General features: G+C 72.7%; 15 protein-coding genes. 10 read left to right on the top strand and 5 right to left on the bottom strand.

The genetic code is table 11. The features are described from left to right. The first annotated feature begins 130 nt into the window (after positions 1-130). From ACPOLA_RS18750 to ACPOLA_RS18720, 7 genes are read left to right on the top strand one after another with little or no spacing between them, the layout of a single operon-like run. The gene (locus ACPOLA_RS18750) at positions 131-1,249 is read left to right on the top strand and encodes a type IV pilus twitching motility protein PilT (RefSeq protein ID WP_435772029.1); all 1,119 of its coding nucleotides are present in this window, start codon (positions 131-133) and stop codon (positions 1,247-1,249) included. Continuing rightward, positions 1,246-2,988, top strand: a complete 1,743-nt coding sequence (locus ACPOLA_RS18745; RefSeq protein WP_435772028.1) for a GspE/PulE family protein — start codon at positions 1,246-1,248, stop codon at positions 2,986-2,988. The genes ACPOLA_RS18750 and ACPOLA_RS18745 overlap by 4 nt, the downstream gene beginning before the upstream one ends. Before the next feature lie 2 nt (positions 2,989-2,990). After that, complete coding sequence (locus ACPOLA_RS18740; RefSeq protein ID WP_435772027.1) at positions 2,991-4,196, top strand: type II secretion system F family protein; 1,206 nt, start codon at positions 2,991-2,993, stop codon at positions 4,194-4,196. Next, positions 4,196-4,675, top strand: coding sequence for a prepilin-type N-terminal cleavage/methylation domain-containing protein (locus ACPOLA_RS18735; protein ID WP_435772026.1), 480 nt, complete (start codon positions 4,196-4,198; stop codon positions 4,673-4,675). The genes ACPOLA_RS18740 and ACPOLA_RS18735 overlap by 1 nt, the downstream gene beginning before the upstream one ends. Further along, positions 4,666-5,316 carry a type II secretion system protein gene (locus ACPOLA_RS18730; protein WP_435772025.1) on the top strand — a complete coding sequence of 217 codons (651 nt, stop codon included), beginning with the start codon at positions 4,666-4,668 and terminating at the stop codon, positions 5,314-5,316. Before ACPOLA_RS18735 ends, ACPOLA_RS18730 begins: the two co-directional genes overlap by 10 nt. Beyond that, positions 5,313-7,406, top strand: coding sequence for a hypothetical protein (locus tag ACPOLA_RS18725; RefSeq protein ID WP_435772024.1), 2,094 nt, complete (start codon positions 5,313-5,315; stop codon positions 7,404-7,406). The genes ACPOLA_RS18730 and ACPOLA_RS18725 overlap by 4 nt, the downstream gene beginning before the upstream one ends. A gap of 5 nt (positions 7,407-7,411) precedes the next feature. Then, on the top strand, positions 7,412-8,188 hold the full coding sequence (locus ACPOLA_RS18720; protein ID WP_435772023.1) for a prepilin peptidase: 777 nt from the start codon (positions 7,412-7,414) through the stop codon (positions 8,186-8,188). Between the two features lie 11 nt (positions 8,189-8,199). Here ACPOLA_RS18720 and ACPOLA_RS18715 read toward each other — a convergent pair whose 3' ends face one another. Beyond that, a complete protein-coding gene (locus ACPOLA_RS18715) occupies positions 8,200-8,406 on the bottom strand; it encodes a hypothetical protein (protein WP_435772022.1) in 207 nt (68 codons plus the stop codon). A 219-nt stretch (positions 8,407-8,625) separates the two neighbouring features. Between ACPOLA_RS18715 and ACPOLA_RS18710 the strand changes: the two genes are divergently transcribed. From ACPOLA_RS18710 to ACPOLA_RS18700, 3 genes are all read left to right on the top strand, one after another. Continuing rightward, a complete protein-coding gene (locus ACPOLA_RS18710) occupies positions 8,626-9,096 on the top strand; it encodes an SRPBCC family protein (protein WP_435772021.1) in 471 nt (156 codons plus the stop codon). 172 nt (positions 9,097-9,268) lie between these two features. Beyond that, positions 9,269-9,913, top strand: a complete 645-nt coding sequence (locus ACPOLA_RS18705) for a hypothetical protein (RefSeq protein ID WP_435772020.1) — start codon at positions 9,269-9,271, stop codon at positions 9,911-9,913. Positions 9,914-10,005: 92 nt separating this feature from the next. Beyond that, a complete protein-coding gene (locus ACPOLA_RS18700) occupies positions 10,006-10,272 on the top strand; it encodes a hypothetical protein (RefSeq protein ID WP_435772019.1) in 267 nt (88 codons plus the stop codon). A gap of 13 nt (positions 10,273-10,285) precedes the next feature. Here the strand turns inward: ACPOLA_RS18700 and ACPOLA_RS18695 are convergent, their stop codons facing one another. The 4 genes from ACPOLA_RS18695 to ACPOLA_RS18680 form a co-directional block, all read right to left on the bottom strand. Beyond that, complete coding sequence (locus tag ACPOLA_RS18695) at positions 10,286-10,684, bottom strand: nuclear transport factor 2 family protein (protein ID WP_435772018.1); 399 nt, start codon at positions 10,682-10,684, stop codon at positions 10,286-10,288. Further along, positions 10,681-12,702: a 2,4-dienoyl-CoA reductase FMN-binding domain-containing protein gene (locus ACPOLA_RS18690; RefSeq protein WP_435772017.1), complete on the bottom strand. Its 2,022-nt coding sequence runs from the start codon at positions 12,700-12,702 to the stop codon at positions 10,681-10,683. Before ACPOLA_RS18690 ends, ACPOLA_RS18695 begins: the two co-directional genes overlap by 4 nt. Continuing rightward, a complete protein-coding gene (locus ACPOLA_RS18685; protein ID WP_435772016.1) occupies positions 12,699-13,241 on the bottom strand; it encodes a PadR family transcriptional regulator in 543 nt (180 codons plus the stop codon). Before ACPOLA_RS18685 ends, ACPOLA_RS18690 begins: the two co-directional genes overlap by 4 nt. Positions 13,242-13,854: 613 nt before the next feature. After that, positions 13,855-14,712, bottom strand: coding sequence for an SDR family oxidoreductase (locus tag ACPOLA_RS18680; RefSeq protein ID WP_435772015.1), 858 nt, complete (start codon positions 14,710-14,712; stop codon positions 13,855-13,857). Between the last annotated feature and the right edge of the window lie 214 nt (positions 14,713-14,926).

The raw sequence follows: 14,926 nt of genomic DNA, 5'->3' as shown, positions 1-14,926 counted from the left end.
CCCCCCCCACCCCTTCCCTTTTTAGCTGGGGGCCAAGGGCGCGGGCGCCGCCGGGCGACGCCCCGCTCACTACCTGGGGGGGCCCGCCGAGCGGGCGCCCCTCCACGCGGACTATCGGAGGGCTCGACCTATGCCTGCGCAGTTGCACCTCATCGGTGACCGCGTCGACCGGCTGCTCGCCGTGCTCTGGGGCGCGCAGGGCACCGACCTGCTGCTGACCGTCGGCCTGCCGCCGATGATCCGCGTCGACGGCGACCTGACGCCGGTCGCCGGCGAGCCGGTGCTCACCGCCGACGACACCGACGCCCTGGTGGGCGAGGTGCTGACGCCCGACCAGTGGGCGGCCTGGGAGGGGCGCCAGGAGTACGACTTCTCGTTCTCCTGGCGCGAGCACGCCCGGATCCGCGGCAACGCGTTCACCCAGCGCGGGCTGACCGCGGTCGCTCTGCGGATGATCCCGCGCACGATCCCGACGCCGGACCAGATCGGCCTGCCGCCGGTGCTGCGCGACCTGGCGCTCCGCCACCAGGGCCTGATCCTGATGACCGGCCCGACCGGCTCGGGCAAGTCGACCACGCTCGCCTCGCTGATCGGGTTGATCAACCGGAGCCGCGGCTGCCACATCATCACCGTCGAGGACCCGATCGAGTACGTCCACGACCACCAGCGCGCCGCGGTCAACCAGCGCGAGGTCGGCACCGACACCGACAGCTTCCACGACGCGCTCCGCTCGGTCCTGCGCGAGGACCCCGACGTCCTCCTCGTCGGCGAGATGCGCGACCTGGAGTCGATCCAGTTCGCCCTCACCGTCGCCGAGACCGGGCACCTGGTCTTCGCCACCCTCCACACCAACGACACCGCGCAGTCGCTGGGCCGGATGATCGACGTGTTCCCGGCCGAGCAGCAGGCCCAGATCCGGGTGCAGCTCGCGGCCGCGCTGAGCTGCGTCGTCTACCAGCGGCTGGTCCCACGGGTCGGCGGCGGCATGGTGGCGGCGCACGAGGTGCTCGTCGCGACGCCCGCCGTACGCAACCTGATCAAGGAGGGCAAGACCCACCAGCTGCGCAACTCGCTGGTCACCGGCGCGCGGGACGGCATGGTCACCCTCGAGCAGTCGCTCTCCCACCTGGTCCAGGCTGGCGCCGTCAGCGAGGAGGACGCGCTGGCCCGGAGCCTCTACCCCAAGGACGTCGAGGTCCGGCCGCGGCTGGGCGCCGGCGTCGCCGCGCCGGTGGGAGCGCGGCGATGAGGCTCGCCCGCAGGCGTGCCGCGGAGCCGGCGCCGGCGCCGTCCCCCGTCGACGCCGACGACCGGCTCGCCGCGGTGCTGGTCGCTGCCCGCGTCGTCGAGCCCTACCAGCTCGACGCCGCGCGGGCCGGCGAGGGTCCGTCGCAGCCAGCCGGCCTGGCCGACCGGCTGGTGGCGGCGGGCGTCGTCTCCGACGACGCACTCGCCGACACCCTCGCCCGGCACTACGGGTGTGACCGCCTCGACTTCCGCCGCGCCGAGCTCGACGCGGACGCGGCGTCGCTGCTCGACCGGCCCCGCGCCCGGTCGCTCCTGGCCCTGCCGGTCGCCGTCCATGACGACGCCGTGGTCGTCGCCGTCGTCGACCCCTCTCCCGAGCACCTCGCGGCCGTCAGTGAAGCGTTGGGCCGGCCGGCCCGTGCGGTGGTGACCACGCGTCGCGCGCTCGACCGGGCACTCGACACCGCCTACCGCGCCACCCGCGAGGTCGGCAGCCACATCGAGGCCTTCGAGGCGCGGGACGGCCTGCGTCGCGAGGCCGCCCGCCTCGAGACGACCACGGTCAACGAGGAGGCACCGGTGGTCCAGGTGGTGCAGAAGATCATCACCCAGGGGCTGCGCGACCGCGCCTCGGACATTCACATCGAGCCCACCGGGGAGCGGGTCCGCGTGCGCTACCGCATCGACGGGGCGCTCACCGACGTGCTCGACCTGCCGGCCTCCATCGGCCCGGCGATCGTGAGCCGGGTCAAGATCCTCGGCGGCATGAACATCGTCGAGCGCCGGCGGCCGCAGGACGGCCAGATCAGCCTCGACGTGGAGGGCCGCGACGTCGACATCCGCGTCGCGACGACCGCCGTGGTGGGCGGGGAGAAGGTGGTGATGCGGCTGCTCGACAAGAGTCGCCCCCTCTTCGAGCTCCGCCAGCTCGGCATGCCCGCCGACACGGCGGACCGCTTCGCATCGCTGATCCACTCGCCCTATGGCATGGTGATCTGCGCCGGTCCGACGGGCGGCGGCAAGACGACCACCCTCTACGCGTCCCTCGGCGAGCTGAACAGTCCCGAGCGCAACCTGATGACGATCGAGGACCCGGTCGAGTACACCTTCGACTCGATCAACCAGATCCAGATCAACGAGCAGGCCGGCATCACCTTCGCCGGCGGCCTCAAGTCGATCCTGCGCCAGGACCCGGACGTGATCCTGGTCGGCGAGATCCGCGACGTCGACACCGCGCGGATCGCCGTACAGTCCGCGCTGACCGGCCACCTCGTGCTGTCCTCCCTGCACGCCACTGAGGCCGTGTCGGCGCTCTACCGGCTGCTGGACATGGGGATCGAGTCGTTCCTCATCGCCTCGTCGGTCACCGCCGTGGTGGCCCAGCGCCTGGTGCGCCGCAGCTGCACGTCGTGCCTCGAGCGCTACGAGCCGTCACCGGAGGAGCTCGGGTTCCTCCGCACCTTCGGGGCGGAGGAGCCTACAGACGGGTTCGTCCACGGCGTGGGCTGCCACTTCTGCGCCCACACCGGCTACATGGAGCGGATCGGCGTCTACGAGCTGCTCGTGGTCACCGACGAGGTGCGGGAGCTGATCGTCGACCGCGCCCCCCACGACCAGATGCGCAAGCTCGCCCGCACCCAGGGCATGCGCACCCTCCAGGAGCAGGCCGTGCGGCTGGTGCAGGACGGCACCACGACCGCCGCCGAAGTGATGCGCTCGATCTACGTCGCAGGAGTCTGACCATGCCGAAGTTTGCCTATGTCGGGACGACGCTCGAGGGCAGGCCGGTCAAGGGCACGGAGAAGGCGAGCAGCCGGGGCGACGCAGAGGTCGCGCTCTACCAGCGCGAGCTGCGTGACCTGCGGGTCAGGGAGAAGAAGAGCGTCCTGCAGTACGAGATCTCCGGCCCCCGGATCAGGCGCGAGGAGGTCATGCACCTGTCCCGGCAGATCGCGGCGTTCCTCCGCGCCGGGCTGCCGATCCTCGACGCGGTCCACACGATCGGCGCCGAGAGCGAGAACTCCTCGGTGCGCCGGATGATGAACGAGATCGAGGACGGGCTGCGCACGGGGGAGCGGTTCTCCGACTGCCTCGACCGGTTCCCCAAGGTCTTTCCGCCCTTCTACCGCGGCATCGTGCGCTCGGCCGAGCTGACCGGCGAGCTCGACACCGTGCTGGCGCGGCTCTCCCGCTACATCGAGCGCGACCTGGAGGCGCGACGCAAGATCAAGTCCGCACTGATGTATCCGATGGTCGTGGCGGGCATGTCGGTGGCGACCGTGCTCGTGCTGGCCATCTACGTGCTCCCGAAGTTCGAGGACTTCTTCGCCGACCTCGACGCCGAGCTGCCGCTGCCCACCCGGATCCTGCTGGCCGGGACCGACTTCCTCGGTGCCTGGTGGTGGGCGATCGCCGCGGCACTGGGGGGACTCGTGCTGCTGGGGCTGCTGGTCACCCGCTTCGAGCGGGGCAGGTACGCCCGCGACGCCCTGCTCCTGAAGGTGCCGGTGCTCGGCGAGACGATCAGGTACGCGCTCGTCGAGCGGTTCTGCCGGGTGCTCGCCTCGATGGTGGGTGCCGGCGTCAACCTGACCGAGGCGCTCGCCGTGACGACCGAGTCGCTGCGCAACCGGGTCTTCATCCGGCGCCTCGCCGAGGTCAACGAGGCGATGCTCGAGGGCCAGGGCATCGCTGCCCCGCTGGCCCGCACCCGGCTGTTCCCGGGGACGGCGACGCAGATGCTCCGGGTGGGGGAGGACACCGGCTCGCTGGACTCGCAGCTGGAGGTCACCGCCGAGTACTACGAGACCGAGCTCGACTACAAGATCGCCAAGCTGACGGCGTTGATCGAGCCGGTCGTGATCATCGTGATGGGGGCGATCGTCGGCTTCGTCGCGATCGCCCTGGTGTCGGCGATGTACGGCATCTTCCAGCAGGTCGAGATCTGATGGCGGCCGGCGACCGGTGGCGCGACGAGCGGGGCGAGACCCTCGTCGAGCTGGTCGTCGCGCTCGCGATCCTCGGCGTGGCAGGGGTGGCGATCCTCACCGGGCTTCTGGTGAGCGTGCGGACCTCCGACGTCCAGCGCAACGAGGCGACCGGCGGCGCCTACGTGCGCAGCTTCGCCGAGGCGATCCAGAACTACGTCGACGCCAACGGCTACCGGGCGTGCAGCTCGGCGGCCGCGACCTACGCGGCGGTCACCGTGCCGGACCTTCCCGCCGGCTACACGCCATCGGTGACGGCGGTCCGCTCGTGGAACGGCACCGCGTGGGGGAGCTGCACGGCTGACGGCATCCAGCGGCTGGACCTCGTGGTGACGACCACCGGGGACGCGGCGCACCGGGCCGACGAGACGCTGACCGTCGTCCTCCGGCGGCCGTGCAACGGTGGCGCCACGACCGTGGGGGCCGACCCGTGCGCCTGATCGGCGACCGCCTCCGGCGGATCCGGAGCGACGACGGGTTCACCCTCGTGGAGATGATCGTGACCGTCGCGATCCTCGGAGTGATCTCGGCGGCGCTCTTCGGCGTGGTGCTGCAGTACCTGAGGACGACCAACGACACCCGTGCCCGGCTCAGCGAGTCGACGGACCAGCAGTTCATCTCCACCTACTGGCAGAGCGACGTGAGCAGCCTGGGCCGGCGGTCGCTGTCCGCGGGCTCGTTCACCGTCTCCCAGTCGGTGTTCGTCGGCACCGCGGGTCCCGGTGGCTGCGGGGACGGCGTCGGGGCGGTCGTCGTGGCGTTCGCGTGGGACGAGTTCCCCGCCGCGGTCACCGCACCCGCCGACGCCTGGCACAGCGAGCCGCACGAGGTGGCCTACGTGCTCCGCGCCGGGACCGAGGGGCGGGTGCTGCAGCGGGTCCGCTGCCGCAACGGAGTGGCCGACGCGCCCCACACCGTCGCTCACCACCTGGCGGGGGCGCCCGTCGTCTCCTGCGACACCTCCTGCACCGCCGCGTCGCCGCCCAACCGGGTCTCGATGAGGTTCACCGTGCGCGACGCCGACAACCCCGACAGTCCCGGCTACCAGACGACGGTCACCGCGGACCGGAGGCAAGGATGAGAGCGACCTGGACGAGGGTGACCTCGGGCGTGCGCCGGCTCCGCGAGGAGACCGGTGCCATGCTCGTGATCGCCCTCGTCATCATCACCACGGTGGCGCTGGTGACCGGCGTCGTGCTGACCCACGGCTGGACCAACTTCCGCGCGACCGTCGCGCTGCGCGGCGTCGCCGGGACGTCGTACGCCGCGGACGCAGCGGCCAAGGTGGCGATCAACGACCTCCGTCTGGGCAGCGACGCGCCCGGGTGGACGACGCCGTCGTTCCCCGGGATCTGGGGTGACTGGGTCTTCACCAACAACGCCGACGGCACCGGCTGCTTCGGCGCCGAGGGGACGGCGCCGGACAACACCCTGGAGCTGAAGAACCTCTACCCCCGCAGCGGCAGCCAGACGGCCGACACCTCGGCGCGCGTCGAGTGCGCGGTCGTGCCGGGCACCGGGATCTTCGGCCCCGGCAGCGGCGTCGGGGTGGAGGACCCCGACCCGACCGACGCCTTCGCCCGCGCCCTGACCACGGTCGGCACCTCCGGCGCGCTGCAGGGCATCACGCTCAAACCGCTCGGTGAGGGCAACCAGGCCCCGATGCCGATGCGCGGCGGCGTCGCGTCCGAGTCGTTCATCGACGTCGACAACGGTGCCCTGGTCACCGACGGCTACGTCTGGGCCGAGGGCACCTGCACCGGTCTGGTCGTCGGCAGCGAGAAGGTGTGCAACGCGCCCGGCAAGGTGCCGACGCCGGCGACGCCGCCGTCCCCGCTGACCTCGGTGCCGCCGTACCGCGACGCTGACGCCATGGGCTGCAGCTTCCAGCCGGGCTTCTACAACAACGCCAAGGAGCTCAGCGACGCCGTCAACGCATGCGCGACGGCTCACTTCGCGAGCGGCGCGTACTACTTCGACTTCCGCGACGAGCAGCACGGCGGCCTCAACGCCTGGCGGATCGACACGAACGTGGTCGGTGGCCAGTCGACCGGCGGCACCATCCCCGGGGCGTGCCTGAGCCCGATCACCAACGCGCCGGTCGCCGGCGTGCAGTTCGTCTTCGGCGGGACCAGCCGGATCGTGCTGACCGACCGCGCCAAGGTCGAGCTCTGCGGCCCCTCCAACGGCGGTGAGCCGCCGATGACCCTCTACCAGCAGCAGGCCGGCGCCACGGAGCCCGAGACGTCGCTCGCCGACCGGAGCGCGGGCACGGCTTCGGTCGCGACAGGAGGCAAGTTCAACCCGGCCAGCATCACGCCCGCGACCGCCACCGTCCGGGACGCCGTCGCCGCCCCGGACTCGTCCAGCCTGACCTGGACCATCGCGAGCAACGGCAACAACGAAGCAGGCCTCGACCTGAGGGACTTCCCGGGCCTGTCCGGCATCCCCGCGGGCTCCGACATCACCGCGGCGCAGGTCCGCGTGAAGTACGCCAAGGTCAGCGGCAAGCCGCTCACGGTCGCGGTCCGCGACCAGCTGCCGGCGAACGTGCCGGTGACGCCGCCGGATGCCTCCGGGTGGGGCACCGCCGACGTCGCCGCACAGCTCCGCGACCAGCTCGAGGGCGGCGCCCTCGACGCCAGCAAGCCGACGCTGCAGCTGCGCCTGGTCGGGGCGGCGAAGAACGACACCCTGACCATCGACGCCGTGACGCTCTCGGTCAGCTATGTGCCGCCGTCGCTGCGAGCGACGTCCGACGTGACCTTCGTGGACGCGCCGGGCGGCAACTTCCAGGGCAAGTTCGTCGTCCAGGGATCGACCTTCGCACCGAGGGGCTACGTCAACCTCGTCCCCGGGTCGGACGACCAGGCGCTCGTCGCCTTCCGCTGGGGTCTGGTGGCCCTGGGGGTGGCGTTCAAGGCGCAGCCGCCGCAGGTCTTCGGATACCCGCTGGTCTCCATCCCGGACGCAGGCGTCGGGTTCGGCAGCAAGGTGACCGTCGTGGACCTGACGGTCTTCGTCTGCGTCGAGGCGGCCACCTGCGCCTCGGGCGGGACCCACGCCCTCACCGCGCGGGTGATGATCACCGACCCGCCGTACGGCGCGAGCGGAGCGCCGGTCCCCGGCAGGCGGCGGGTCGAGGTGCTCAGCTGGTCGGAGCAGGGCTGAGCGACGTGCCTGTGCCCCTGATCGCCGCGTTCGCCGGCCTGCTCGGCCTGAACGTCGGGTCGTTCCTCAACGTCGTCGCCCATCGGGTGCCGCTCGGACAGTCCGTCGTCAGCCCGCCGTCGGCGTGCCCGTCGTGCGGGAGCGGCATCCGGGCCCGGCACAACGTGCCTGTCGCGGGGTGGCTGGTGCTGCGGGGCCGGTGCTTCGACTGCGGCGCGCGGATCAGCCCGCGGTACCCGGTCGTCGAGGCCGGCACCGCGCTGCTGTTCGTCCTGACCGCGGCCCGCTTCGCCGGCGAGCCGTGGCTGCTGCCGGCCTACCTGGCGTTCGCGGCGGTCGGCGTCGTGCTCGCCGTGATCGACCTCGACGTGCGTCGCCTGCCGAACGTGATCGTGCTGCCGTCGTACGGCTTGCTCGGGGGGCTCCTCGCGCTCGACGCGGACGGTCCGTCACTGGTCCGGGCGGGCATCGGCGCCGCGGCGCTGTTCGCCTGCTTCCTCGCCGTCGCCCTGGCCGTGCCGGGCGGCATGGGGTTCGGCGACGTCAAGCTGGCCGGCCTGGTCGGCGGGATGACCGCCTACCTGTCCTGGGGCACGCTGCTGGTGGGCGCGTTCCTCGGCTTCCTGCTCGGCGCGCTGGCCGGCGTGCTGCTGATCGCCGGTCGCCGGGCCGGCCGCAGGAGTGCCCTGCCGTTCGGCCCGTTCATGATCCTCGGCGCGTGGGCCGCGATCCTCGGCGCCGGCCACCTCGGTGATGCGTACCTCGACCTGATCGGCCTCTGAGGCGAGGCCGGTCAGGCCCCCATGAAGCAGACCAGGCAGGTGGTCGGCTCGTGCTGGAGGTCGCTCCGGTGCACACGCTGGGCGCGGGCGAGCAGCGCGTCGAGGGCCCGTTCGGACCGGGCGATGTCCCGGACCACCTCGTCGGACGGCAGGTGGCCTCCGGGCAGGACCCCCTCGTGGTCGCACACGCGCGCATCCAACCGCTCAGCTGTCTTCATCGATCCTCCCCGTGGCTCCGGGCCCCCGCGAGGCCGCTGTTCCCTGTCGATCGGCGGCGAGCGGCGCGCTCCGAGGAGTTCGCGGCAGGAGACCGGCGGCGACCTCACGAGCTCACCAGCGCCGACCGGCCGGCGGGACCGAGAACAGGGGGCGCTGGCCGGTTTCAGCGCTGCGTCACGGGTACCGCAGGGGTTGGACCCGACGAGAGGAGAACGATCATGACCACGATCGAGAAGACCGTCACCGTCGACGTTCCCGTCCGCACGGCGTACGACCAGTGGACGCAGTTCGAGACGTTCCCGCAGTTCATGGAGGGGGTCGAGGAGGTGCGTCAGCTGGACGACAAGCACCTCCACTGGAAGGCGAAGATCGCCGGCGTCGCACGCGAGTGGGACGCCGAGATCGTCGACCAGACCCCGGACGAGCGGATCACCTGGCGCGCCGTCGACGGCACGACCAACGACGGAACCGTGTCGTTCGCGCCCCAGGACATGGGCAAGGGCACCCGCGTGACGCTCCGGATGGAGTTCGAGCCCGAGGGCATCGTCGAGAAGACCGGCGACGCGCTCAACATCGTCGACAAGCGCACGGAGGGCGACCTGGAGCGGTTCAAGGAGTTCATCGAGTCGCGCGGCATCGAGTCCGGTGCCTGGCGCGGCGAGATCAACCCCGGTCGACCGTCGAGCTGACCGACGGACCCGACGCCGGACCGGCCGCGGCGAGCATCCGAGACGTGTCCACCCGGCCGGCCGGTCAGCGGCCCACCGCCTCAGCTCCTCCCTCACGGGGAGGCGGCGGTGGGCCGCTTCGCGCGCCCGCGACGACGTCCTGCCACGAACAGCTCGCGACGAGGGGGCCGCGATGAGCGTCCTCGACGAGCGCGCGGAGGAGCGGGAGGCGTGGGCCGAGGAGCTGCTCGACCGGCTCACGCCGATCATGAGCGCGCTCGGTGTGCTCTTCCTCCTCGTCGTGCTCGCCGACGTCGTCGCCCGGCCGGGGTCCGCGCTGAGCACGGGGCTCACGGTCGCCAACTGGGTGCTGTGGGCGGTGTTCGCCGCGGAGTTCGCGGCGCGCCTGGTGGTGGCCCCGAGCACGAGCCGCTTTCTCCGGCGCAACTGGTGGCAACTGGTCTTCCTGGTGCTGCCGTTCCTCCGGTTCCTCCGGCTGGTCCGGGTGGTGCGGATCGCTCGCAGCGGGCGGGTGCTGTCCTCGGCGGTGCGGTCCTCGCGCTCGGCGCAACGGCTGCTCGGCAACCGGATCGCGTGGCTCGCCGTGCTGACCGGCATCGTGATCCTGAGCAGCAGCCAGCTGCTCCACCAGCTCGGCAGCTATGAGAGGTACGGCGACGCGCTCCACGCCACCACGTTGGCCGCGGTGGCGGGGGAGCCGCTGGCGTCGGCCGAGGGCTGGGAGCGGCTGGTCGAGGTGGGACTGGTCGTCTTCTCGGTGGCCGTCTTCGCGACGCTGGCCGGGGCGCTGGGCGCGTACTTCCTCCGGCGCCGGTGACGCCGTGGTCCGCAAACGCCGGACGGCGACCCGGGTCGGCGCCTACGCTCGTCGCCTGACGACGACCGCCTCCGCCCGATCAGTAGGTCCCCATGCGCACCAGCACCAGCACCGGCAGCAAGCCCGACCCGTTCGGCCCCTACCTCACGCCGGAGGACCTCGCCAAGGGCAAGCGCCGGGCGCTGCTCAACCTGGTCGTCGCGGCGGTGGCGTTCTCCCTCTCGCTCGTCGCGCACCGCCTGGTCGGGGACGACCGGCTGGTCAGCACCTACCTGCTGGCGGGAGGCCTGTTCCTCGTCGCCGGGATCGGCCCGCTGCTGCGGGTCACCCGGACGGGTCAGTTCGAGCCCGTCGACTGAGCCCCGGTCCGGCTCAGACGTCGATCGAGCCCTCGGCGGCCATCCGGACGATCCGGTCGAACCGGGCGCCCATCGCCGCGGCCAGGGCCTCGGCCGCGCGCAGCGGCCGGACCATCACCGTCAGCTCCGCGACCAGCCCGTCCTCGTCGAGCTCGATGAAGTCGCACCCGGTGAGCTGGAGACCGTCCACGGACGCCTCGAAGACCAGGGCGTGGCCGGCGTCGTCGCGAAGCTCGCGCACGTAGCGGAAGTCGGCGAAGACCTCGAAGACGTTGGCGAGGATGGCGGCGGTGATCGCCCTGCCCTCGTAGGGCCGGTGGGCGACCGGGCTGCGGAAGACCACGTCGTCGGCGAGCGTCGCCACCGCGGCCGCGACGTCGCCGGCCTCGACCGCGGCGCGGAAGGCGCTCACAGCGCGGCCGCCAGCTCGGTGCCCTGCCGGATCGCCCGCTTAGCGTCCAGCTCGGCCGCCACGTCGGCCCCGCCGATGAGGTGTACGGCGCCGGGGAAGCCGGCGGCCACCAGGTCGTCGTACAGGCTGCGGACGGACTCCTGGCCGGCGCAGACGACGACATGGTCGACGTCGAGCACCCGCGGGACGCCGTCGACGGTGACGTGCAGCCCGTCGTCGTCGACGCGCTCGTAGCCGACGCCGCTGAGCTGGTGGACGCCGAGGTCCTTCACCACGGCGCGGTGCACCCAGCCGCTGGTCTTGCCGAGGCCCCTGCCCTGCGGTGCCTCCTTGCGCTGCAGCAGCCACACCTCGCGGCGGGCCGGGCGGGGCGCCTTGTCGGTGACTCCGCCGGGGACGAGGTCGGGGTCGGTGACGCCCCAGTGCGCCTTCCACTCCGCCAGCGTCTCGGGCACGTGCGCCAGCAGCTCGGCGACGTCGAAGCCGATCCCGCCCGCGCCGATCACCGCGACCCGCTGCCCCACGTCGACGCGACCGGTGATCGCGTCGGGGTAGGAGACGACCTTCGGGTGCTGGGGATGCTGGATGCCGGGCACGGACGGGATGCGTGGCTCGACGCCGGTCGCCACCACGACCGCGTCGAACCCGTCGAGGGTCTCGGCCGTGGCGCGGGCGGAGAGCTTGACGTTGACGCCGAGCACCTCCATCCGGCGGCGGTAGTAGCGCAGCGTCTCGGCGAACTCCTCCTTGCCGGGGATCTGCATCGCGAGCCGGAACTGGCCGCCGATCTGGTCCGACGCCTCGAAGAGGGTGACGCTGTGGCCACGCTCGGCCGCGGTGACGGCGGCCGAGAGCCCGGCCGGGCCGCCGCCGACGACCGCGACCCGCTTGGCCGTGCGGGTCGGCCCGACGACCAGCGTGGTCTCGTGGCAGGCACGCGGGTTGACCAGGCAGGAGGCGCGCTTGGCCTGGAAGGTGTGGTCGAGGCAGGCCTGGTTGCAGGCGATGCAGGTGTTGATCTCGTCGGCCCGGCCGTCGCGGGCCTTGGCGACGAGGTCGGGGTCGGCGAGGAAGGGCCGGGCCATCGAGACCAGGTCGATGCCCTGCGCCAGGACCGACTCGGCGACCTCCGGGGTGTTGATCCGGTTGCTGGCGCAGAGCGGGATCCCGACGACGTCGCGGAGGCGGAGGGTGGCGTCGACCCAGGCGGCCCGCGGCACGCTCGTCACGATGGTGGGGACGCGGGCCTCGTGCCAGCCGATGCCGGTGTTGATGACGCTCGCGCCGGCCTCCTCGATGCGGTGGGCCAGCTCGACGGTCTCCTGCCAGGTCTGTCCGTCCGGCACCAGGTCGAGCAGCGACATGCGGTACATCACGAAGAGGTCGGGCAGCTCGTGACGGATCCGGCGCACGATCTCCACCGGGAAGCGCATCCGCCGCTCCGCCGTACCGCCCCACCGGTCGGTGCGGTGGTTGGTGCGGGCGGCCAGGAACTGGTTGATCAGGTAGCCCTCGGAGCCCATGATCTCCACGCCGTCGTAGCCCGCGCGCTGCGCGAGCCGGGCGCTGGCGACGAAGTCGTCGATGGTCCGCTCGACGGCCCCGGTCGAGAGCGCCGCGGCCTTGAACGGCGTGATCGGCGACTTCGTCGCGCTCGCCGAGACGCTGAACGGGGTGTAGCCGTAGCGGCCGGCGTGCAGCAGCTGCAGCGCGATCCGGCCGCCCTCGGCGTGGACCGCGTCGGTGACCCGCTGGTGCCGGTGCGCGTTGAGCCGCGTGGTCATCTGCGAGCCGAACGGGAGCAGCCAGCCGCGGACGTTGGGGGAGTAGCCGCCGGTGACGATCAGCCCCACCCCGCCGCGTGCGCGTTCGGCGAAGTAGGCCGCGAGCTCGTCGACGTGCCAGGGCCGGTCCTCCAGGCCGGTGTGCATCGAGCCCATGACCGCGCGCGACTGCAGCTCCAGGCCGCCGACCGTGGCCGGCGAGGTGAGCAGTGGGTAGGGGGCGGTCTCGGTCATCGGGTCTCCTTCGTGTGCGCGTCGAGGTACTCGGTGAGCCAGCGCACCCAGTACTCCTCGAACAGCAGGCCGCCCCGCAGGACGAGGTACATGTCGAGGTCGGCCCCGGTGAGGGCCTCCGGGTCGGGGAAGTCGCGGGTCGCGAGGAACTCGAACAGGGAGCGGCGCTTCGCGTGCTCGTCCAGCAGGCGTCGTACGTCGTCGAGGAGGGTGGCCCGGTCGCCGGCCGACGCGCCGCGCATCTTGACCACGAGGTCGCTGCGCACCGCGTCGAGCGGGGTCGGCTCGGCGATCCACCGGCGCAGCTCGGCGCGACCGGCCGCGGTGACGCCGTACACCTTCTTGGCGGGGCGGTCCGGCTGCGGGACCACCTCCGCCACCACCCACCCGCTCGTCTCCATCCGCCCCAGCACCCGGTAGATCTGCTGGTGCGTGGCGGTCCAGAAGAACCCGATGGAGGCGTCGAACCGCCGCGTCAGGTCCGACCCCGACGCCGCCCGCTCGCTCAGCGAGACCAGGATCGCGTGCTCCAACGCCACACCCCCAGCATGCCCCACCTTTCCGCCCTATGCAACTCGTTGCATTGGTCCGGTGCTCGGCCACACGAGGTGGGAGGTTTCGGCGCGCGAGGTGGGAGGTTTCGGCGCGCGAGGGGGGAGGTTTCGGCGCGCGAGGGGGGAGGTTTCGGCGCGCGAGGGGGGAGGTTTCGGCGCGTGAGCTAGGTGGATCCGGTGCTCGAGGCCAGCGAGCCAGGCGTACGACGAGCACCGGTGAGCCCAGTGGTCAGCGGCGCGTACGACGTCGCGGCGCTCTCCGCCACTTCGCGCGCCGAAACGGCCCACTTCGTGCGCCCGAACGCGCCACTTCGTGCGCCCGCCGCCTCGCGCCGGAACGCGCCACCTCGTGCACCGGAACGCGCCACCTCGTGCACCGAACGCGCCACCTCGTGCACCGGAACGCGCCACCTCGTGCGCCGGAACGCGCCACCTCGTGCGCCGGAACGCGCCACTTCGTGCGCCGGAACGCGCCACCTCGTGCGCCGGAACGCGCCACTTCGCGCGCCGAAGCGGCCCACTTCGTGCGCCGGAACGCGCCACTTCGTGCGCCGAAACGCGCCACCTCGCGCGCCGAAACGCGCCACCTCGTGGGGGGTCAGGGGTGGTCGGGGTGGAATGACCTCATCCGGGCGAGGTAGCTGCGGAGGCGGCGGGCGGGGACGGGGCGGGGCCAGTCGTCGGCCCGGAACCAGGCGTCCGACCCGCCGTCGACGAAGACCACGCTGCCGCAGAGGAAGTCGGCGGAGTCGGACAGCATGAAGACCACCCAGTCGGCGAGGTGGCCGGGGTCGCCGTAGCCGCCGATCGGCACCGGGAACGCCTTGATGGCGCGCGCCTCGGAGGGCGTCGCGAGCTGGCCCTCCAGCATGGGGGTCAGGATGGCTCCGGGCGCGATGGCGTTGAGGCGGATGCCGGCGCCGGCCCAGTCCGGGGTGACGGCCTGGCGTCGTACCCACCGGCTGACCGCGACCTTGCTGGCGGCGTAGGCGATGGAGGGTGCGTTCCGGCCGAAGAGGCGCAGCGTCCGCAGGGCGCGGTCGGGGTCGCCGTCGAGCAGGGCGCGGACCGCACGCCGCGGCACGAGGGGTACGACGGTGCTCGAGTTGCTGCCGAAGACCACGACCTTGGCGCGATCCGCAGCCGCGAGGGCGGGGCGCCAGGCCTGGAGCAGCTCCACGACGCCGAGGTAGTTCACCTGCGTGATCAGGCGCGGGCGCTCGCGACCCGGCTGCGGCCCCACCCCCGCGGCGAGTACGACGCCGTCGAGCCGCCCGTCGCACTGCTCGAGCACCGTGTCGGCCGCGGACCGGCGGCCGGCGGGGGTCGCCAGGTCGGCGACGACGTGGGCGTCCTTGATGTCCACGCCGATCACGGCGTGACCGGCGCCCACGAGGCGCTCGACGACGGCGGCGCCCATGCCCGAGGCGGATCCGGTGACTGCATACGTGCCCACGAGCTGCTCCTTCGGCCGGCGACGTCGGCGTCACTGTAGGCCGTGGGCTAGAACCTGTTCTAGGTCACCCCGCCGAGAGGGCGGCTCGCCTCGCTGCCCTCCGCGCCATCCGTGCCGCCGGGGCCACCGGGCTCGCCGCCGGTCGAGCCGCCCGCCGCGTCCGGCGCCGTGCCCTCGGCCGCGACGAGCGCGGTCGCGGCGACCACGGCCACCG

Source organism: Nocardioides proteolyticus (assembly GCF_051280635.3).
Lineage (GTDB): Bacteria > Actinomycetota > Actinomycetes > Propionibacteriales > Nocardioidaceae > Nocardioides.
This window is presented reverse-complemented; position numbering and strand designations above follow the sequence as displayed.